Origin of the sequence: Variovorax paradoxus B4 (assembly GCF_000463015.1) — a bacterium.
GTDB lineage: Bacteria > Pseudomonadota > Gammaproteobacteria > Burkholderiales > Burkholderiaceae_C > Variovorax > Variovorax paradoxus_E.
Genome location: NC_022247.1, coordinates 5,423,450 through 5,442,227 on the forward strand (window position 1 = coordinate 5,423,450; position 18,778 = coordinate 5,442,227).

Genomic DNA, 18,778 nt, shown 5'->3' on the forward strand with positions numbered 1-18,778 from the left:
AGCGCCTTTCATCAAGCTTGGCTAATGTGACTGCAGCACGCGCCACCCGCAACTCGCACCACCGTGGAGATCGACACCATGAGCACCACCACCAGCCTCCTGATCCGCAAGGGCGAACTCGCCACCACGCGACTGCACACCGCCACCGACCAGCCGCTGGCCGACGGCCAGGTGCGCGTGCGCATCGACTTCTTTGCGCTCACCTCCAACAACATCACCTACGCCGCCTTCGGCGATGCGATGAGCTACTGGCAGTTCTTCCCGTCCGGGGAAGAAGGCTGGGGCAGCATCCCGGTGTGGGGCTTCGCCAGCGTGGTGCAGTCGCAGCACCCGGGCGTGGCGGTGGGCGAGCGGCTCTACGGCTACTGGCCGATGTCGTCGAGCGCCGTGCTGAGCCCCGACCGCCTCTCGCCCGGGCGCTTCACCGACGCCGCCCCGCACCGCGCCGAGCTGCCCGCGGTCTACAACCAGTACTTCCGCTGCAACGCAGACCCGCTCTACACCGCGGACACCGAAGACGTGCAGGCGCTGCTGCGCCCGCTGTTCATCACCTCGTGGCTGATCGACGACTTCATGGCGGACAACGATTTCTTCGGCGCGAACACCATGCTGCTGTCGAGCGCATCGAGCAAGACGGCCTATGGCACCGCCTTCCAGCTGCACCAGCGCGAAGGCATCGAGGTGATCGGCCTGACCTCGCCCGCCAACGTGGCCTTCTGCGAAAGCCTGGGCTGCTACCACCGCCTGGTCACCTACGACGCGCTCGACGGCATCGCGGCCGACGCGCCCTGCGTCTATGTGGACTTCGCCGGCAACGCCGGCCTGCGCAACGCGATCCACGCGCGCTTCTCCAACCTCAAGTACAGCTGCTCGATCGGCGGCACGCACGTCGAGCAGCTCGCGTCCAGGGGCGCGGGCAAGGACTTGGCCGGTCCGCGCGCCACGCTGTTCTTCGCGCCGGCGCAGATCAAGAAGCGCACCGCCGAGTGGGGCGCAGACGAATTCGGCCGGCGCATGGTGGCCGCATGGCACCACTTCCTTGCCACCGTGACCGATGCCAGGAACCCCTGGCTGCGCGCCGAGCACCACCACGGCGGCGAAGCGGTGCAGGCCGCCTACGCGCAGGTGCTGGCCGGCAAGGGCGACCCGCGCGTCGGCCATATCCTTTCGCTTTACAAACAACCGGGCGGCCTCTGACATTCCGGGGGCCGGGGTAGCGACAATCGCTGCATGACCCTTTCCCCCGCAGCGCCCGCGAATACCCATCCTTACGAGAGCCTCACGCCCGACGTGGTGCTGGACGCTCTGGCAACGCTCGGCCTGCACGGCGACGGCCGGCTCACGGGCCTGAACTCGTACGAGAACCGGGTCTACCAGGTGTTCCTGGAAGACCGCAGTGCCGTGGTGGTCAAGTTCTACCGGCCCGAGCGCTGGAGCGAAGCCGAGATCCTCGAGGAGCACGGCTTCTCGCTCGAACTGGCCGCGGCCGAAGTGCCCGCCGTGGCGCCGCTGGTTTTCGACGGCGCCACGCTGCACCGCCACGGCGGCTTTGCCTTCAGCGTGAGCCCCTACCGCGGCGGCCGCGCGCCGGAGCTGGACGATTTCGAAGTGCTCGAATGGGTCGGCCGCTTTCTCGCGCGCATCCACACCGTGGGCGGCGCCAGGCCCTTCGAGGCCCGGCCCCCGCTCGACCTGCAGACCTTCGGCATCGCCTCGCGCGACTGGCTGCTGGCCAACGACAAGGTACCGCTCGACGTGCAGCGCGACTGGGAAAAGGCCTGCAACGAAGCGCTGGACATGATTGCCGCCACGGCACTGGCGGTGAACGCCCCTGCCTCCGACTTCAAGCCGCGCAAGCTGCGCCTCCACGGCGACGTGCATCCCGGCAACATCCTGTGGACACCCACCGACCGGCCCGGCGGCGGCCCGCACTTCGTCGACCTGGACGATGCGCGCACCGGCTTCGCGGTGCAAGACCTCTGGATGCTGCTGTCGGGCGAGCGCGCGCAGCGCACCTCGCAACTCTCGGGGCTGCTCGACGGCTACGAGCAGTTCCGCGAATTCGACCGCCGCGAACTCGCGCTGATCGAGCCGCTGCGCACCCTGCGGCTCATCCACTACAGCGCCTGGCTCGCGCGCCGCTGGGAAGACCCGATCTTCCCGATCAACTTTCCGTGGTTCGGCTCCAGCGACTACTGGAAGGGCCAGATCCTCGTGCTGCAGGAGCAGTGTGAGCAAATGGCGGAAGCGCCGCTCTACGCCTGAGAACGGGCCTCGGCCGCGAGGCTTTCCGCCACGCCCTGCAGCAACCGCTCGACCAGCACGTTCGGCGGCCCGCTGCGCCACACGCCATGAGCCTCCGATTGCGCCACCGCGCGGTCGAGTGGCCGGAACACCGCCCCGCGCAGGGCCGAATGCCGCATGGCCTGCGGCACCAGCGCCACGCCCATGCCCTGCGACACCAGCGAGACCACCGCGAGCCAGTGGCGCACCTCGTGCCGCACCTCGGGCAGGAAACCGGCGTCGGCGCAGATCGACAGGATGCGCTCGTGGTAGTCGGGCGAGGCCTCGCGCGAGAACAGCACGAAGGGCTGGCTGCGCAGGTCGGCCGGCGCGAGCACGCGCTTGCGCGCCAGCGCATGGCCCGCAGGCAGGCAGCACACGAAAGGCTCGGACAGCAGCAGCCGGTGCTGCAGCTCGGGCGGCATGCGGCTGGTGTGCACGAAGCCCAGGTCGAGCCGGTCGTGCAGCAGCTCGGCGATCTGCACGCCCGAATTGAGTTCGGCGAGCGTGATGCGCACCGCCGGATGCCTTGCCTGGAACGCACGCAGCGCCTGCGGCAAGCCACGGTAGAGCATCGCACCGACGAAGCCGATGCGCAGCCGCCCCGCCGAGCCTGCGGCCACGTCGCGTGCTTCGAGCGCCGCCTCTTCCGCCTGCAGGAGCAGCCGCCGCGCCGAGATGCGCAGCGCCTCGCCCGCATGCGTGAGCCGCACCTCCTTGCTGTTGCGCTCGAACAGCCGCGCACCCACCGACTCCTCGAGTTGGCGGATCGCCACCGACAGCGGCGGCTGCGAGATCGACAGGCGCCGCGCGGCGCGCCCGAAGTGCAGCTCCTCGGCCAGCACGGAAAAGTAGCGCAGGTGTCGCAGTTCCATGAATAGGCAAATCGAATCGAACAAGACCAATTCGATATTAGACACGGATCGTCTGGAAACCAACAATGCGGCGAACCAGGAGACAAACGCATGGCCCAGAACGACGCCACCGCTGCGCACGCGCACCCGATTCCCGACCGCCACGGCCAGAACCTGTTCAGCACCGACGCCGAGTTGCACACCCTGCTCGCGCTCTACCTGCCCGGCGACCTGCTGGCCCACATGCAGCCGCACTTCGAGCGCCTGGGCGGCCTCGCGGGCGGTCTGCTCGACGACCTGGCCGGCACCGCCGACCGCAACCCGCCCACGCTGAAGCAGCGCACCCGCACCGGCCTGGACGAGCAGAAGGTCGTCAAGCACCCGGCCTACGTGGAGATGGAACGCCTCGCGCTCAGCGAATTCGGCCTGGCCGCCATGTCGCACCGCGACGAGACGCTGGGCTGGAAGGGCAAGATGCCGCCGCTGGTCAAGTACGTGCTGACCTATCTCTTCGTGCAGGCCGAGTTCGGCCTGTGCTGCCCGGTGTCGATGACCGACTCGCTCACGCGCACGCTCAAGAAGTTCGCGAGCCCCGAGCTGGTGGCGCGCTACCTGCCGCGCCTGACTTCGCTGGACTTCGACGAGCTCGCGCAGGGCGCGATGTTCATGACCGAGCAGGCCGCGGGCTCCGACATCGCGGCCACCGCGACGATGGCGCGGCAGGAGGCCGATGGCAGCTGGCGCATCACCGGCGACAAGTGGTTCTGCTCCAACCCCGATGCCGACTTCGCGATGGTGCTCGCGCGCGCCGACAACGGCCTGCCCGGCATGAAGGGCGTGTCGCTGTTCCTGCTGCCGCGCCGGCTCGAAGACGAAAGCCTCAACCACTACCGCATCATTCGCCTGAAGGACAAGCTGGGCACGCGCTCGATGGCCAGCGGCGAAATCCGCCTCGAAGGCGCCGTCGCGTACCTGGTGGGCGAGGAAGGCCGCGGCTTCGTGCAGATGGCCGACATGGTCAACAACTCGCGCCTGTCGAACGGCGTGCGTGCCGCCGGCCTGATGCGACGCGCGGTGGCCGAGGCCGAGTACATCGCCTCCGAGCGCCGCGCCTTCGGCCGCACGCTCGAGCAGATGCCGCTGATGCAGCGCCAGCTCGACAAGCTGCGCCTGCCGGCCGAGCAGGCGCGCACGATGGTGTGCCAGACCGCGCTGGCGCTCGCGCGCTCCGATGCCGGCGAGCCCGATGCCTACGCACTGCTGCGCATCCTCACGCCGCTCATCAAGTTCCGAGCCTGCCGCGACGCGCGCAAGGTCACGGGCGATGCCATGGAAGTGCGCGGCGGCTGCGGCTACATCGAGGAATGGAGCGACCCGCGGCTTGTGCGCGATGCGCACCTGGGCTCGATCTGGGAAGGCACGAGCAACATCGTGGCGCTGGACGTGATCCGCGCCGTGAAGCGCGAGGGCTCGCTGCCGGTGCTGCGCGCGCACTGCGAGAAGCTGCTCGCCGATGCGGAACTGGCACCGGCTTTTGCGAAGGCGCTGCGCGATGCACTGGCGCGTGCCGCCGCGCTGGCCGAGACGGCCGCCCGCGAAGGCGGCGACGTGCTGGCGCGCCAGGCCGCCTCGGCGCTCTACCACTGCACGAGCAGCATCGCGATGGCCTGGGAGGCGGCGCGCAGCGGTTCGGCCCCGCGCCTGCGCTGGGCCCAGCTGGTGCTGCTGCACCGCGTGCTGCCGCGCGACCCGCTCGCGCCCGACGCGATGCCCGCGGACTGGAACAGCGCCACCACGCGCACCGCCAGGGCCACGGCCTGATTCACGACAGAAAAACGGAGACATCACCTTGCGACACCTCACCCACTTCTTCGCGGCCCTGGCCGCTTGCGCCGCGCTGCTGACCGCAGCGCCCGGCGTGCAAGCCCAGAGCCCCTTCCCCGCCAAGCCCCTGATGCTGGTCGTGCCCTTCCCGCCCGGCGGCCCGACCGACGCGATGGCCCGCACGCTGGCGGCCGAGATGAAGGACCGCCTCGGCCAGCCGATGATCGTGGAGAACCGCGCAGGCGCGGGCGGCAACATCGGCGCCGACTACGTGGCGCGCGCCGAAGCCGACGGCCACACGCTGCTGTTCGGCACCTCGGGCCCGCTCGCCATCAACGCGAGCCTCTACCGCAAGATCAGCTACGACCCGGTCAAGAGCTTCGCGCCGGTGATCCAGGTCGGCTACCTGCCGAACATCCTGGTGGTGAACCCTGCGCTGCCGGTGAAGGACGTGCGCGAACTCGTCGCCTATGCCAAGGCCAACCCCGGCAAGCTCAGCTATGCGTCGTCGGGCAACGGCGCATCGTCGCACCTGGCGGGCGTGCTGTTCAATTCGGTGGCCGGCACCGACCTGCAGCACATCCCCTACAAGGGCACCGGTCCCGCGCTCAACGACCTGCTCGGCAACCAGGTCAGCATGACCTTCACCGACATCCTCACCGCGCTGCCTTACGTGAAGGCGGGCAAGCTGCGCGCGCTGGGCGTGGCGACGGCCGCGCGCTCGCAGGCGCTGCCCGAGGTGCCGACGATTTCGGAGCAGGGCTACAAGGGCTACGACGTGAGCGTGTTCTTCGGCATCGTGGCGCCGGCCGGCACGCCCACGGACCGCGTGGCCAGGCTCAACCAGGCCTTCGCCGAAGTGCTGAACTCGCCCAAGGTCAAGCAGATGTTCGCGGCGCAGGGCCTCGAGGCCTCGGCCGACACCTCGCCGCAGAAGCTCGGGCAGTTCATCGTGAGCGAGTCGGCCAAGTGGAAGGACGTCGTGAAGAAGTCGGGCGCGCAGCTGGATTGATTTGCGCCTTGTTGCCTTGTTGTTCGGGGCGCGCTCCCGACGACGGGAGCGTTAGAAAGAGCGGTCGTTGATCAGCGGTACACCAGCGGCGTGCCCTGTGCACGCGCCCTGAACAAACAAACAAAAGCAAAAGCCCCAACACACAAAAGCACGGAACACCGAAATGACACACCCCCAAGGTGCCCTCGCAGGCATCCGCGTCCTCGACATCTCGCGCATCCTCGGCGGACCGTACTGCGGTCAGATCCTCGGCGACCACGGGGCCGACGTGCTCAAGGTCGAGCCGCCGCAGGGCGACGACACGCGCACCTGGGGCCCGCCCTTCAAGGACGGCGTGGCTTCCTACTACCACGGCCTGAACCGCAACAAGCGCGTGCAGCACCTGGATTTCTCCACGGAAGAAGGCCGTGAAGCACTGCTCGCACTCGTCGCCGAGGCCGACGTGCTGATCGAGAACTTCAAGACCGGCACCATGGAGCGCTGGGGCATCGGCTACGAGGCGCTCTCGGCGCGTTTTCCGCGCCTCGTGTGGTGCCGCGTCTCGGGCTTCGGCGCCGACGGCCCGCTGGGCGCGCTGCCCGGCTACGACGCCGCGGTGCAGGCCATGACCGGCATCATGAGCATCAACGGCGAGGCCGACGGCGGCCCGCTGCGCGTGGGCCTGCCGGTGGTCGACATGGTGACGGGGCTCAATGCGGTGATCGGCGTGCTGCTCGCGCTGCAGGAGCGCCAGCGCAGCGGGCGCGGCCAGTTCGTGGAGGCGGCGCTGTACGACAGCGGGCTCTCGCTGCTGCATCCGCATGCGGCCAACTGGTTCATGGACGGCACCGCGCCGCGCCGCACCGGCAACGCGCATCCCAACATCTATCCCTACGACGCGCTGGCCACGGGCACCGACCCGGTGTTCGTGGCGGTGGGCAACGACCGCCAGTTCGCCAGCCTGTGCCGCTGCATCGGCCTGCCCGGGCTGGCCGACGATCCGCTCTACCGCACGGCCGGCGCGCGCTCGGTGCACCGCGCAGGGCTCAAGCAGCAGCTGGAAGCGGCCATGGCCGCGTTCGACGGCCGTGCGCTGGTCGAGCAGCTGATGGCCGCGGGCGTGCCTGCCGCGCCGGTGCTGCCGGTGGATGCGGCGCTCCAGCATCCGCACACCGCGCATCGCGAAATGGTGGTCGAGATGGAGGGCGGCTACCGCGGCATCGGCGCGCCGGTGAAGCTCAGCCGTACGCCGGCGAGCTACCGGCACGCGCCGCTCACGCCGGGCGAGCGCTTCCTGCCCGAATCCGCGACCAGCGCCAGCGCCTCATAGCTCGGGCCGTACGCCGGCGCCCGCCTTGGGCGCATGGAAAGCCTGCATGAACGCGCCCTGCAGTTCCGCCGGCAGGTCGGGCCGGTGGCACATCGCATAGCCGAGGCTCGGCGGGTCGTCGGACAGCGCAACGAAGCGGATGTCGGGCCGCGCAATGCAGGCGAGCGATTCCACCACCAGCCCGATGCCCGCACCGGCCGCAACCAGCCCCACGAGCGAGATCGACGAGCTCGCGCACTGGTTGACCTGCGTGGTGATGCCGGCGCGCGCAAGGTAGGCGGCGATGCGGTCGAACACCACCGGCCCGATGTCCCGCCGCACCCCGACCAGCGTCTGCTGGCGCAGGTCGGCCGCCGCGATGCGCCCGGCGCCCGCGAGCGGATGGCCGGCCGGCATCACGGCCACGAAGTGGTCGCGGGCCACCTCGCGCACCACGAGGTCGTCGCGCGAGGACGGTGGGTGCACCACCGCCAGGTCGAGCCTGCGGTGCGCCACGGCCTCCTCGAGTTCATCCGACAGCCCTTCGGTGAGCGCCAGCACCACGCCCGGGTGCGCGGCCGAAAAGGCACGCATGGCATCGGGAAAGAACGACAGCGCCGCGATGGGCGTGACGCCGATCTCCAGCCGGTCGAAGGCGCCACGCCCGATGGCGCGCGCGGCTTCATCGGTTTCGGCGGCGCGCGACAACAGGCGCCTGGCGTGCGGCAGCAGGCGTGCGCCCTGTTCCGTCAGCCGGACGCCGCGCGCCTGGCGATCGAAGAGCGCAAAGCCCAGGGCCTCCTCGAGCCGCTGGACCCGCACGCTGAGCGCGGGCTGCGAGATGGCGAGCAGCGAGGCGGCGCGACGGATGTTGCCGATCTCGGCGAGCGTGACGAAGCATCGCCATTGCTTGAGTTCCAAGGAGCGGTCTCCAGCGCAGCGCCGCGGGCAACGGCCATCAGGGCGCGACGGGATTGCCCGGCGTGCCGAGGCTGCCGGCCGCAACGGCGGCGGCGGCATTGGCGGGCGGGCGGAAGGACACGCGCGTCGCCGAAGGTTGCGGTTGCGGCGCGGGAGCTGCGACCGGCCTGGTCACACCGCCCTTGGTGACCGTGACCGGCGCAGCGGGCAATGCACCCGGCGGGATCGGCGCCACGGGAGCGACAGGCGACGCTCCCGCAGCGGCCGCCGTGGTGACCGGCGCGGCGCCGCCCGCGGGCGCATACCCGGTTTTCCCCGCATTCGGATCGTGCAGCACCACGCTCTTGCCAACGCCCACGCCGGTGCCGATGGGCCCGACGCCGACGCCCACACCCACGCCGGCCGTGCCGGCCACCACGCCGGTGTCGTTGACCGCCACGCCCGCGCCGAGCGGGCCCCAGCCGGTGTTGAGCCCGACGGAGAAATTGCCGTCCCTGGTGGCGCCGAGCCCGAGCGAGAGCCCGGGCACCAGCGGAATGCCGATGTGATAGTGCGAACAGCCGCTCACCAGCACCAGGAGCAGCACCGCCGCAACGGCGGCGGCTGCACGGGCGATGCGCGGCCGGGCGTTCACACCAGCAGCGCGTTGACGCGCCTCACGTAGGCCGCGGGATCGGCCGGCAGGCCGCCTTCGGCCAGCAGCGCCTGGTCGAAAAGGATGTTCGCAAGATCGTCGAAGTGCGCCGAGCCGTCGAGCTTCTTCACGAGCGCGTGCTCGGCGTTCACTTCGAGCACCGGCTTCAGGTCAGGTGCCGGCTGGCCGGCCTGCTTGAGCATGCGCGCGAGCTGCGTGCTCATGCCGCCGTCCTGCACCACCAGGCAGGCCGGCGAATCGACCAGGCGCGTGGTCACGCGCACGTCCCCGGCCTTGTCCTTGAGCGCTTCCTTGAGCTTCTCGAGCAGCGGCTTGAAGGATTCGGCGGCTTCCTCGGCGGCCTTCTTCTCGGCCTCGTCCTGCAGCTTGCCCAGGTCGACCGCGCCCTTGGCCACGCTCTGCAGCGGCGTGCCGTCGAACTCGGTGAGGTAGTTGAGCGCCCACTCGTCGACGCGGTCGGTCATGAGCAGCACCTCGATGCCCTTCTTCTTGAAGACCTCGAGCTGCGGACTGTTCTTTGCGGCGGCGAGCGTGTCGGCCGTGATGTAGTAGATCGCGTCCTGGCCTTCCTTCATGCGCGCCTTGTAGTCGGCAAAGCTCACGCTCACCGCGTCGCTCGTGGTGGAGGCGAAGCGCAGCAGCTTGGCGATGCGGTCGCGGTTGCCGAAGTCTTCGCCCAGGCCTTCCTTGAGCACGGCGCCGAACTCGGCATAGAACCTGGCGTACTTGCCGGATTCGTCGGCGTACTCGGCCGCCGCCTCGGCGGCGGGCGTGGCTTTCTTGTCGACCACGTCGGTGACGTCGGCCGCGCTTTCGGTCGGGTCGGGTGCGGGCACCGATTCGCCGGAGCCCACGTCGATCTTGCCTTCGGCGCTTTCGGGCGCGGTCTTCTGCTTTTTCGCCAGGTCTTCGAGCATGCCGAGCACGCGCTTGGTGCTGCCTTCGCGGATGGCCTTCACGTCGCGGCTTTCCTGCAGCAGCTCGCGGCTCACGTTGAGCGGCAGGTCGGACGAGTCGATCACGCCCTTCACGAATCGCAGGTAGCTGGGCAGCAGCGCCTCGGCGTCGTCCATGATGAAGACGCGCTTCACGTAGAGCTTGACGCCCGCGCTCTTGTCGCGGTTCCACAGGTCGAACGGCGCCTTCGACGGGATGTAGAGCAGCTGCGTGTACTCGGTGCTGCCCTCCACGCGGTTGTGGCTCCAGGCGAGCGGCGCCTCGTAGTCGTGGCTGACGGCCTTGTAGAACTCTTCGTACTGCTCGGGCGTGATGTCCTTCTTGGGGCGGCTCCAGAGGGCGTTGGCCTTGTTGACCGTTTCCCATTCGCCGGTCTTGACCATGTCGCCGGGCTGGTCGTTCTCGCCTTCCTTCCACTCCTCCTTTTCCATGAGGATGGGCAGCGAGATGTGGTCGGAGTACTTGCCGACGATCTGCTTGAGCTTCCAGGCGTTGAGGTATTCGTCGGCGTCGTCGCGCAGGTGCAGCGTGATGCGGGTGCCGCGCTCGGGCCGCGTGATGTCGGCCACCTCGAAGTCGCCCGCGCCGGCGCTCACCCAGCGCACGCCCTGCTCGGCCGGCAGGCCCGCGCGGCGCGATTCGACGGTGATCTTGTCGGCCACGATGAAGCCCGAATAGAAGCCCACGCCGAACTGGCCGATGAGCTGCGCATCGGCCTTCTGGTCGCCGCTGAGCTTGCTCACGAAGTCTTTGGTACCACTTTTGGCGATGGTGCCGAGGTTCTCGATGGCTTCCTGGCGCGACAGGCCGATGCCCTTGTCGGTGATGGTGATGGTGCGCGCGGCCTTGTCGAAGGAAAGGCGCACGTCCAGCTCGGACTGGTCCTCGTACAGCTCGGGGTGGTCGAGCGCCTCGAAGCGAAGCTTGTCGCAGGCGTCCGATGCGTTCGAGATCAGCTCGCGCAGGAAGATTTCCTTGTTCGAGTAGAGCGCATGCGTGACGAGGTGCAGCAGTTGCGCGACTTCGGCCTGGAACGGGAGTTTCGTATTGGAAGAATCAGCCATGGGAAAGATGAAATGTCGAAGCCAAAAAATTCTAAGCCGGACGGCCGCCACCGGGCGCCCGGCTTACCAACTCTGCGAGTTGGGGCTTGCGCCCCGAAAAACAATAGGCCCCGATTCTTGCGGCGGCGTGAAGCCCTGCGCGGGCCTTATCTGGCCTGGGACTCGACCTCGCGGGTCCAGCGGTCGATCAGCCGCTTGCGCTCGGCGGCCCTGCCGTATTTCTCGAAGTCGTACTTGATGAGCTTCACGTCGCTCATCGACGGAATGCGCGCATCGGGCTTGAAGGTCTTGTTGGCGGGCGACTGCAGGCTGCCGACCTGCCCGCCGATCGCCTGGCCGGCCGGGCTCATGAGCCAGTCGTAGTAGCGCTTCGCATTCTCCTTGTTGCGCGCGCCCTTGACCAGCGCGATGCCGCCCACCTCGTAGCCCGTGCCCTCGCAGGGTGCGGCCGTCTTGACCGGAAATTTGTCGTAGCGCCAGCGCTCGAAGCCGAAGATGAAGCTCACGCCGACGGCCACCTCGCCCTTGGCGACGTTGGGCGCCTGCGCCTGCCCGCTGCGGGTGTAGCTGGTGACGTTGCGGTGCAGCTTCTTCAAATAGTCGAAGGCGGCGTCCTCGCCCATCTGCTGCACCAGGCCCGCGATGATGGTGTAGGCCGTGCCGCTCGAGGCCGGATGCGAGATCTCGATCTCGCCCCGGTATTCGGGCTTGACCAGGTCGGCCCAGCACTTGGGCTCGTGCAGCTTCTTGCGCTTGAGCAGCTCGGTGTTGAAGCCGAAGCCGATGGCGCTGGTGTAGAAGCCGCCCACCATGTTCTGCGACATGGCGTACTGGCGCACCGCCCAGTCGTGCAGGTCGTCGATGTAGGCCGGCCGGTAGGCTTCGAGCAGGCCCTGCTCGGCGGCCTGCAGGAACGGATCGCCGGTGCCGCCCCACCAGATGTCGGTCTTGGGGTTGGCCGCCTCGGCGCGCAGCTGGGCGCCGATTTCGCCGGTGCCCTTGTGCGCCTGCTGCACCCGGATGCCGGTCTCGCGCGTGAAGGCCGTGGCCGCCGCTTCGCACCAGCCCGCGTCGGTGCTGCACAGCGCATTCACCGTGCCCTGCGCCGCGGCGCCCGGAGAAAAAAGCAAGGCCATGGCGCCCGCGCATGCGGCAAGGACTGCGACGTTCCTGAGGGCAAAGGGGCGCATGCGTTCTCCGGTAAATGAATGAGTGACTGAATGATGAAAGGCGACGAGAGGATAGCGGGCAAAGCCGCTCAGCGGGCCGCCAGAAGCGGCGGCAGGTGCTCGGCCAGCCAGTCGACCACCACGCGTGTCTTGTGGGGCAGGTAGCGGCTTCGCGAGCGGATGACGTTGAGCTCGAAGCCGAAAGGCCGTGGCTCCTCGAACACGCGCACCAGCGTGCCGGCCGCCAGCGCGTCGGCCGCGAGCCAGGCCGGCAGGCGCGCCAGCCCCATGCCGCCGACGGCGGCTTCGAGCAGCACTTCGGCGCTGTCGCAGCGCAGCCGCGAGGGCAGCGCCACTTCGACCAGCCGGCCTTCGGCGTCGCGAAAGCGCCAGGGCGAGATCTGTCCATCGCGGGCGTAGAGCACCGCCTCGTGCAAGGACGAGGTCGAGGACGAAGCGCCGAGTGCGGCCACGCTGCCGGGGCGCCCGCGTTCGGCCAGGTAGGCGGGCGCAGCGCACAGCACCATCCATTGCACGCCGACCGGCCGCGCGACCAGCTCGGCGCTGTCGGCCAGCTCGCCGCTGCGGATGGCCAGGTCCAGCCCGTCTTCGACCAGGTCCACGCGCCGGTCGTTGAAGGAAAGCTCCAGCGACAGCCCCGGATGCCGCCGCGCCAGCGCCAGCAGCAGCGGCCCGACCTTCAGGCGCCCCAGCATGGCCGGCATGCTCAGGCGCACCAGCCCGGCCGCGGTGCTGCGGGCGGCGTCGGTCGTGGCTTCGGCGGCATCGAGCTCGGCCAGCACGCGCCGGCAGCGCTCGTAGTAGCCGTGGCCTTCCTCGGTGAGGCTCTGGCTGCGCGTGGTGCGCAGGAAGAGCCGCGTGCCCAGCCGCGCCTCCAGCCGCGCAATGCACTTGGCCACCGCGGAGCGCGTGACGTGCAGCCGCTCTGCCGCACGCGCGAAGCTGCCGGCCTCCACCGCGGCCACGAACTCTTCGATGCCCTGCAGGCGTGGACTCATTGGATACTTTCAGGCGCCATGAAGTTGAAAATTATCCTCCACTGGATAGATCAACTCGCCAATAGCATGAAGGCTCCTTTTTCGTGGAGGCTTTTTCATGCAGGCAAGCAGGACGCTCAGGCGCTGGCAACTTTCTTCCTTCGGCCGCGAGCAGCTCGAACAGGTGGAGCTGCGGCTGCCCACGCCCGGTCCGGGCCAGATCCTCGTTGAGGTGGGCGCGGTGTCGCTCAACTACCGCGACCTCCTGATGATCCGCGACGGCATGGGCATGACGTTCGACATGCCCTTCACGCCCGGCTCCGACATGGCCGGCACGGTGGTGGCCGCGGGCCCTGGCGTGCAGCGCCTGGCCGTGGGCGACCGCGTGGTCAACACCTTCTGGGGCGGCTGGATCGACAGCCACTGGCCGGCCGAGGCCGTGCCGATGGGCGGCCCCGGCCCGGGCATGCTGGCCTCGCACGTGCTGATCGACGCGGCCTGGGCCGTGGCCGCGCCGGCCACGCTCGATTTCGCGCAAGCCAGCACGCTCCCGTGCGCCGGCCTCACGGCCTGGTTCGCGCTGGCCGAGACCGGCGCGCTGCGGCCCGGCCAGACCGTGCTGGTCCATGGCACCGGCGGCGTGGCGCTGTTCGGCGTGCAGCTCGCGCGGCTGCATGGCGCGCGCGCCATCGTGGTCTCGGGCAGCGAGGACAAGCGCGCGCAGACGCTGGCGCTGGGCGCCTCCGAGGTGCTGAGGCGCGAGGGCGACTGGCCAGCCGAAGTGCGCCGGCTCACGCAGGGCCGCGGCGCCGACCACGTGCTCGAACTCGCGAGCGGGCCGAACCTCGATCGTTCGCTCCAGGCGGTGGCGCAGGGCGGGCGCGTGTCGATCATCGGCATGCTCGGCGGCGAGACGCTCAGCGCTTCGTACTACGCGATGGTGCTCGGCCGCATCACGGTACAGGGCATTGGCGTGGGCCATCGCCGCGCGCTCGAAGACCTGGTGCGCGCCGTCGACGTCAATGCGCTCGAGCCCGTGATCGCGGCGCAATACGCGTTCGATGCCTTGCCCGATGCGCTCGACCACCTCGCACGCGGCGCCTTCGGCAAGATCGTCGTCACGCCCTGACGAGGCCCTTTAGCTGTTTACGCAACGCGTGTCAGAAACAAAAGACCGCTGAACTGTGAACAGGTTCCGCCAGGTGCAACAACATGCGTGACGCATGCTGTTTACGTTCCTAGAATCCGCCCGCGCATGGCCCCGGGGCCTCGCAAATTTTTCAACTTCTGGATGGATGGAGCAGATGGAACATAGCACCTACAAAAAATTGTCGGCCGAGTTCATTGGTACTTTCTGGCTCACGCTGGGGGGCTGCGGGAGCGCGGTTCTGGCGGCGGCCTTTCCCAACAACCTGGGCATCGGCTTTCTTGGCGTCTCGCTGGCGTTCGGCCTGACGGTGGTGACCGGTGCCTATGCGCTCGGTCCGATCTCGGGCGGCCATTTCAATCCTGCCGTGTCGATCGGCCTTGCGGCCGCGGGGCGGTTCAAGGCCTCCCAGCTCGCGGGCTACATCGTGTCGCAGGTGCTGGGCGCCATTGCCGCGGCCGGCGTGCTCTACCTGATTGCCACCGGCAAGCCCGGGGCCGACATCGGCGGCTTCGCCACCAACGGCTTCGGCGAGCACTCGCCCGGCAAGTACGGCATGACCGCTGCGCTGGTGTGCGAGGTGGTGATGACCGCCGTGTTCCTGATCGTGATCCTCGGCGCCACCGCCAAGCGCGCGGCCGGCGGCTTCGCGGGCCTGGCCATCGGCCTGTGCCTCACGCTGATCCACCTGATCTCCATTCCGGTGACCAACACCTCGGTCAATCCGGCGCGCAGCACCGGCCCGGCGCTGTTCGGCCCGTCGTACGCGGTGTCGGAGCTGTGGCTGTTCTGGGTCGCGCCCATCGTGGGCGCGATCATCGGCGCGCTGATCTACCGCGCGCTGCTCGGCAACAACGACGACTGAAAAAACGCCGGGCGATCGATCAGCTGCCGCTGGCCGACCGCACGAGCGGCAGCGAGGTCGACTGCCCGATCGATTCCGTGCCCGTCGGGTGCGAGGCCGCATAGGCGCCGGCCTGCACGTCGGACACCGCGATCATCGAGTTCATGGCCGGCGCGCTGGTCGACTGGCCGATGGACTCGGTGCCGCTGGGCCGCGCGGCGGCCATCGCGCCGGCCTGCACGTCGGGGTTCTCGGGCGAATTCATCTGCAGCGGGTGGTAGTCCGAGCCGTCGGTGGTCTCGGCCGATGCATTCACGGCACCGAGCGCCGCGAACGCGGCAACGGAACCAAGGGCAAGAAGCTTGAGGGAAGTGCGCATGGTGTGTGCTCCTGGATGGTTTGTCTCCGGCCGCGTGCCATCGCGCGAACTGCGCGTGTCAGGGCCTGGATGCACTCTAGGCAGCCGGTCTGAGCGGGCCGTGAGCAGGAAATTAGCTCGGCGTGAGCGGCGCTGATGCCGACGACGCCGGCGGCAGGTGCACCCGCGCCAGCAGCCCCGGCCCGCCGTCATCTTCTTCATCGCGGTTGCGCAGCTCGATGCGCAGGCCATGGCGCTCGGCGGCCGTGCGTGCAATGGCCAGCCCGAGCCCGCTGCCGCCGGCCGGAGCGCCCGGCACGCGAAAGAAGCGGTCGAACACGCGGCCGATCGACGAGACCGGAATGCCCGGGCCGTTGTCGAGCACGTCGACCACCGCATGGCCGTCGACCTGGTGCAGCCGCACGTCGACCACGCCGCCTTCGGGCGCATAGCGCAGCGCGTTGTCGATCAGGTTGTCGAACACGCTGCGCAGTTCGGCGGCGGGCGCCTGCACCATGGGCGCGATCGATCCCTCGAAGCCGATGTCCACGCGGCGCGCGTCGGCCAGCACCATCAGCTGGCTCACGCTCTCGCGCAGCAGGGTCTCGATGTCGACCGGCTCGCGCGACGCGGGACGGCCCGGCGCATCCTGCCGCGAGAGGCTCAGCAGCTGCTCGATCAGGTGCTGCGCGCGGGTGACGCCGGCCTCGAGCTGGTTGAAGCGCTCGGTGGCCTCGCCGGCGGGCACGTGCGCGCGCAGGTTCTCGATCTGCAGGCCGATCGCGGCCATCGGCGTGCGCAGCTCGTGGGCCGCGTCCTGCACGAAGCGGCGCTGCGTGGCGAAGGCGCTGCGCACGCGCGACAGCAGGTGGTTGAAGGCCTGGACCAGCGGTGCGATCTCCTCCGGCACGCGCGCCAGCGACAGGTCGGTGGGGCTGCGCTCGTCCTGCGAGGCCACGTCGCGCGCCACCGCGCGCAGCGAGCGCGAAGCCGCCGACACGATGAGCCAGAGGATCAGCAAGGCCAGCGGCAGCAGCAGCGCGATGGGCAGGCCTTCGAGCAGCGCGCGGCGCAGCGCCCGGCGCCGGCGGTAGTCTTCGTTCTGCAGCACCTGCACGCGCGGCTGGTCGGCGCGCGGCGCGGGTTCGGCCGTGAACACGCGCCAGCGCGAAGGCGTGGGCACATCGGCGCCCGCATCGCTGAAACCCGGCCGCGGCTGCAGCGGCACCACGGCCAGCGGCGGCCAGGAGCTCGCGCGCAGCGTGCTGCCGTCGGCGCTCCATATCTGGACCACGAAGGCGCCGCGTACGAGGGCGGCATTGCCGTCGAGCGGACGCGGGGTCCTGGACTGGCCGCTGCCCGCATAGGAATCGGCCACCAGCCGCATCTGTTCGTCCAGCGCGTTGTGCACCAGGTCGCCATAGGCCACGAAGGTGAACCACGCCGTGAGCGCCGCCGCCGCCAGGTGCAGCGTGACGAGCCAGAACAGGAGCTGCGTGCGCAGCGAGCGCGGGCGCCACCAGCGGCCGCGCGCGGCCGTCATGCCGCCACGCGCCAGCCAAGCCCGCGCACGTTGCGGATCGAATCGGCGCCGAGCTTGCGGCGCATGCCGTGGATCAGCACGTCGATGGCGTTGCTGGTCACTTCCTCGCCCCAGCCGTAGATGCGGTTCTCGAGCTGCTCGCGCGAGAGGATGGCGCCGGGCCGCTCGAGCAATGCGTGCAGCAGCGCGAACTCGCGCGCGGTGAGCGCCTCGCGCGCGCCGTCGACCAGCACCTCGCGCGTGGTCAGGTCGAGCTGCAGCGTGCTGCCGCCGATCAGCGAATGCGCGGCGCCGTCGCGCCGGCGCACCACGGCCCGCATGCGCGCGAGCAGCTCGCGGAATTCGAAGGGCTTGAGCAGGTAATCGTCGGCGCCCAGGTCGAGGCTGTGGATGCGGTCGTCCAGGCCGTCGCGCGCGGTGAGCACCAGCACCGGCGTGGCATCGCCGCGCTCGCGGGCGCGGCGCAGCACCTCGGTGCCGTCCTGCCGCGGCAGGCCCAGGTCGAGCAGCACGCAGGTGTAGCCGCCGTCGCCGAGCGCGCTTTGCGCCAGTTCGCCGTCGCGCACCCAGTCGGCCGACCAGCCCGCGCCCTCGAGCGCCTGCTTCAGGCTGCGCCCGATCATCTCGTCGTCTTCCACCAGCAGCACACGCATTGCGGCGACTCCTTGGGCGGCAAGGTAGCACGTGATCGGGATGATCGGTCGTGCCCTGCGCCGCGGCGCAGCGTAGAGGCGCAGTCTTAGGCGGGGCTTAGCACGCGGACTTCGTGCCGCTCGCCCTCGCCGTCCGCTGCGAAGGCCAGCAGGCGCATGGCCTCTTCCTGCACGCCGAGCCGGTCGGCCTTCGACCAGCGGGTGAAGGGCTCCAGCACCACCTTGGCCGTGTTCTTCGCGCGCTCGATCTTCCAGACGCCCGCGACGAAACCGTCGAGCAGCACCGTGCCGCGCACGATGCCGTTGACGGTGAACACCCGGGCGCGGTGCGCCTCGCTCATCACGCGGCTGCGGTCGGCATGCGAGAGCAGCAGGTTGTCCCATTCGGCGACGAGGCGCGGCGGCGCGGGCGCGTCCGGCCCGGGGCGCGGCGCGCGCGGCAGGTCGAACAGTTCCTGGCCCTGCTCGCCGATGAATATGCGCAGCTGCGGCCGCAGGCGCTCGGCCACGGCCTTCCAGCCCGTGAGGCCCGACCACGCGCCGGCATCGGCGAGCGTAGCGGGGCCGAAGGCCGCCAGGTAGCGCAGCAGCAGGTCGTCCTGCGTGGCGGCCGCGGCATCGGCGGCGGATTCGCCGAGCCACTGTGCGATGGGCTGCAGCCGTGCGCCCTGGTGCGAGTTCCAGCTGCCCGCGGGCGGCAGGTGCACCAGCGGCAGGTTGTTGCGGATGAGTGCGGCGAGCGAGGCGGGCTCGCGGTCTTTCCAGCGCGCCGCGAGTGCCTGGCCGAGTTCGGAGCTGGTGAGCGGGCCTTCGCGCAGCAGCGCCCGGCCCGCCTGCACCACCGCCGCACGGTCGATGCCTTCGAGCGCCCGCGCATGGCTGCTGCCCTGCAATCCGCGTTGATGCACGGGTTCGAGCAGCGGCCGCCAGGCCAGCGCATCCGATGCGGCCATCAGGTGCAGGGTCGCGCGCATCGTCGACATGCGCACGACGCGGCGCTTCTTCAGGGCTTCGGTCAACTGCTCGCGGCGAAAGCCTTCGAGCCGGCTCCACAGACCGATGTAAGGCGGGTTCGGCGCCTGCGCCTGCAGCCCCGCCAGCTTTTCGATGGCCTGCGCGGCCGTCGCCCTGCGCCGCTGCAGCAGCATCTGCCGCGCCAGCGTGGCCCGGTTCAGTGCGCGCTGGCTCAGCACCACGGCCATCGGCGA

General features: G+C 69.8%; 17 protein-coding genes. 7 read left to right on the forward strand and 10 right to left on the reverse strand.

The annotated features are described in order from the left end of the window. Positions 1 to 78 precede the first annotated feature (78 nt). Positions 79 to 1,197 (forward strand): DUF2855 family protein, encoded by a 1,119-nt coding sequence (locus VAPA_RS25335; protein WP_021012850.1) that lies wholly within the window; start codon positions 79 to 81, stop codon positions 1,195 to 1,197. A 33-nt stretch (positions 1,198 to 1,230) separates the two neighbouring features. Beyond that, positions 1,231 to 2,265, forward strand: coding sequence for a serine/threonine protein kinase (locus VAPA_RS25340; protein WP_021012851.1), 1,035 nt, complete (start codon positions 1,231 to 1,233; stop codon positions 2,263 to 2,265). Here VAPA_RS25340 and VAPA_RS25345 read toward each other — a convergent pair. Then, positions 2,256 to 3,158, reverse strand: a complete 903-nt coding sequence (locus tag VAPA_RS25345) for a LysR family transcriptional regulator (RefSeq protein WP_021012852.1) — start codon at positions 3,156 to 3,158, stop codon at positions 2,256 to 2,258. The genes VAPA_RS25340 and VAPA_RS25345 overlap by 10 nt on opposite strands. Before the next feature lie 90 nt (positions 3,159 to 3,248). Between VAPA_RS25345 and VAPA_RS25350 the strand changes: the two genes are divergently transcribed. The 3 genes from VAPA_RS25350 (at position 3,249) to VAPA_RS25360 (ending at position 7,282) form a co-directional block, all read left to right on the forward strand. Then, positions 3,249 to 4,958 carry an acyl-CoA dehydrogenase family protein gene (locus VAPA_RS25350; protein ID WP_021012853.1) on the forward strand — a complete coding sequence of 570 codons (1,710 nt, stop codon included), beginning with the start codon at positions 3,249 to 3,251 and terminating at the stop codon, positions 4,956 to 4,958. A 28-nt stretch (positions 4,959 to 4,986) separates the two neighbouring features. After that, positions 4,987 to 5,973 (forward strand): Bug family tripartite tricarboxylate transporter substrate binding protein, encoded by a 987-nt coding sequence (locus VAPA_RS25355; RefSeq protein ID WP_021012854.1) that lies wholly within the window; start codon positions 4,987 to 4,989, stop codon positions 5,971 to 5,973. A gap of 163 nt (positions 5,974 to 6,136) precedes the next feature. After that, positions 6,137 to 7,282, forward strand: coding sequence for a CaiB/BaiF CoA transferase family protein (locus VAPA_RS25360; RefSeq protein ID WP_021012855.1), 1,146 nt, complete (start codon positions 6,137 to 6,139; stop codon positions 7,280 to 7,282). On the opposite strand, the gene VAPA_RS25365 is transcribed toward VAPA_RS25360, so the two are convergent. The 5 genes from VAPA_RS25365 to VAPA_RS25385 all read right to left on the reverse strand — a co-directional run bounded on the left by VAPA_RS25365 (position 7,277) and on the right by VAPA_RS25385 (position 13,046). Then, entirely contained in the window at positions 7,277 to 8,182 is a 906-nt protein-coding gene (locus VAPA_RS25365) for a LysR family transcriptional regulator (RefSeq protein WP_021012856.1), read from the reverse strand. The two genes, VAPA_RS25360 and VAPA_RS25365, sit on opposite strands and share 6 nt — an antisense overlap. Before the next feature lie 37 nt (positions 8,183 to 8,219). Continuing rightward, positions 8,220 to 8,816 (reverse strand): hypothetical protein, encoded by a 597-nt coding sequence (locus tag VAPA_RS25370; RefSeq protein WP_021012857.1) that lies wholly within the window; start codon positions 8,814 to 8,816, stop codon positions 8,220 to 8,222. Next, positions 8,813 to 10,858, reverse strand: coding sequence for a molecular chaperone HtpG (htpG, locus tag VAPA_RS25375; protein WP_021012858.1), 2,046 nt, complete (start codon positions 10,856 to 10,858; stop codon positions 8,813 to 8,815). Before htpG ends, VAPA_RS25370 begins: the two co-directional genes overlap by 4 nt. A gap of 146 nt (positions 10,859 to 11,004) precedes the next feature. Beyond that, on the reverse strand, positions 11,005 to 12,048 hold the full coding sequence (locus VAPA_RS25380) for an ABC transporter substrate-binding protein (protein WP_021012859.1): 1,044 nt from the start codon (positions 12,046 to 12,048) through the stop codon (positions 11,005 to 11,007). Positions 12,049 to 12,116: 68 nt separating this feature from the next. Next, complete coding sequence (locus tag VAPA_RS25385) at positions 12,117 to 13,046, reverse strand: LysR family transcriptional regulator (RefSeq protein ID WP_021012860.1); 930 nt, start codon at positions 13,044 to 13,046, stop codon at positions 12,117 to 12,119. Between the two features lie 97 nt (positions 13,047 to 13,143). On the opposite strand from VAPA_RS25385, the gene VAPA_RS25390 reads away from it, so the two are divergent. Together VAPA_RS25390 and aqpZ are read left to right on the forward strand one after the other, a co-directional pair. Next, positions 13,144 to 14,154: a zinc-dependent alcohol dehydrogenase family protein gene (locus VAPA_RS25390; protein WP_021012861.1), complete on the forward strand. Its 1,011-nt coding sequence runs from the start codon at positions 13,144 to 13,146 to the stop codon at positions 14,152 to 14,154. Positions 14,155 to 14,329: 175 nt separating this feature from the next. Beyond that, positions 14,330 to 15,037, forward strand: a complete 708-nt coding sequence (gene aqpZ, locus VAPA_RS25395; protein ID WP_041946246.1) for an aquaporin Z — start codon at positions 14,330 to 14,332, stop codon at positions 15,035 to 15,037. A gap of 19 nt (positions 15,038 to 15,056) precedes the next feature. Here aqpZ and VAPA_RS25400 read toward each other — a convergent pair whose 3' ends face one another. From VAPA_RS25400 to VAPA_RS25415, 4 genes are all read right to left on the reverse strand, one after another. Further along, complete coding sequence (locus tag VAPA_RS25400; protein ID WP_021012863.1) at positions 15,057 to 15,395, reverse strand: hypothetical protein; 339 nt, start codon at positions 15,393 to 15,395, stop codon at positions 15,057 to 15,059. Positions 15,396 to 15,507: 112 nt separating this feature from the next. Further along, positions 15,508 to 16,917 carry a sensor histidine kinase gene (locus VAPA_RS25405; RefSeq protein WP_021012864.1) on the reverse strand — a complete coding sequence of 470 codons (1,410 nt, stop codon included), beginning with the start codon at positions 16,915 to 16,917 and terminating at the stop codon, positions 15,508 to 15,510. Continuing rightward, entirely contained in the window at positions 16,914 to 17,570 is a 657-nt protein-coding gene (locus VAPA_RS25410) for a response regulator (RefSeq protein WP_021012865.1), read from the reverse strand. The genes VAPA_RS25405 and VAPA_RS25410 overlap by 4 nt, the downstream gene beginning before the upstream one ends. 86 nt (positions 17,571 to 17,656) lie before the next feature. Continuing rightward, positions 17,657 to 18,772 (reverse strand): winged helix DNA-binding domain-containing protein, encoded by a 1,116-nt coding sequence (locus tag VAPA_RS25415; protein ID WP_021012866.1) that lies wholly within the window; start codon positions 18,770 to 18,772, stop codon positions 17,657 to 17,659. Positions 18,773 to 18,778: the final 6 nt, after the last annotated feature.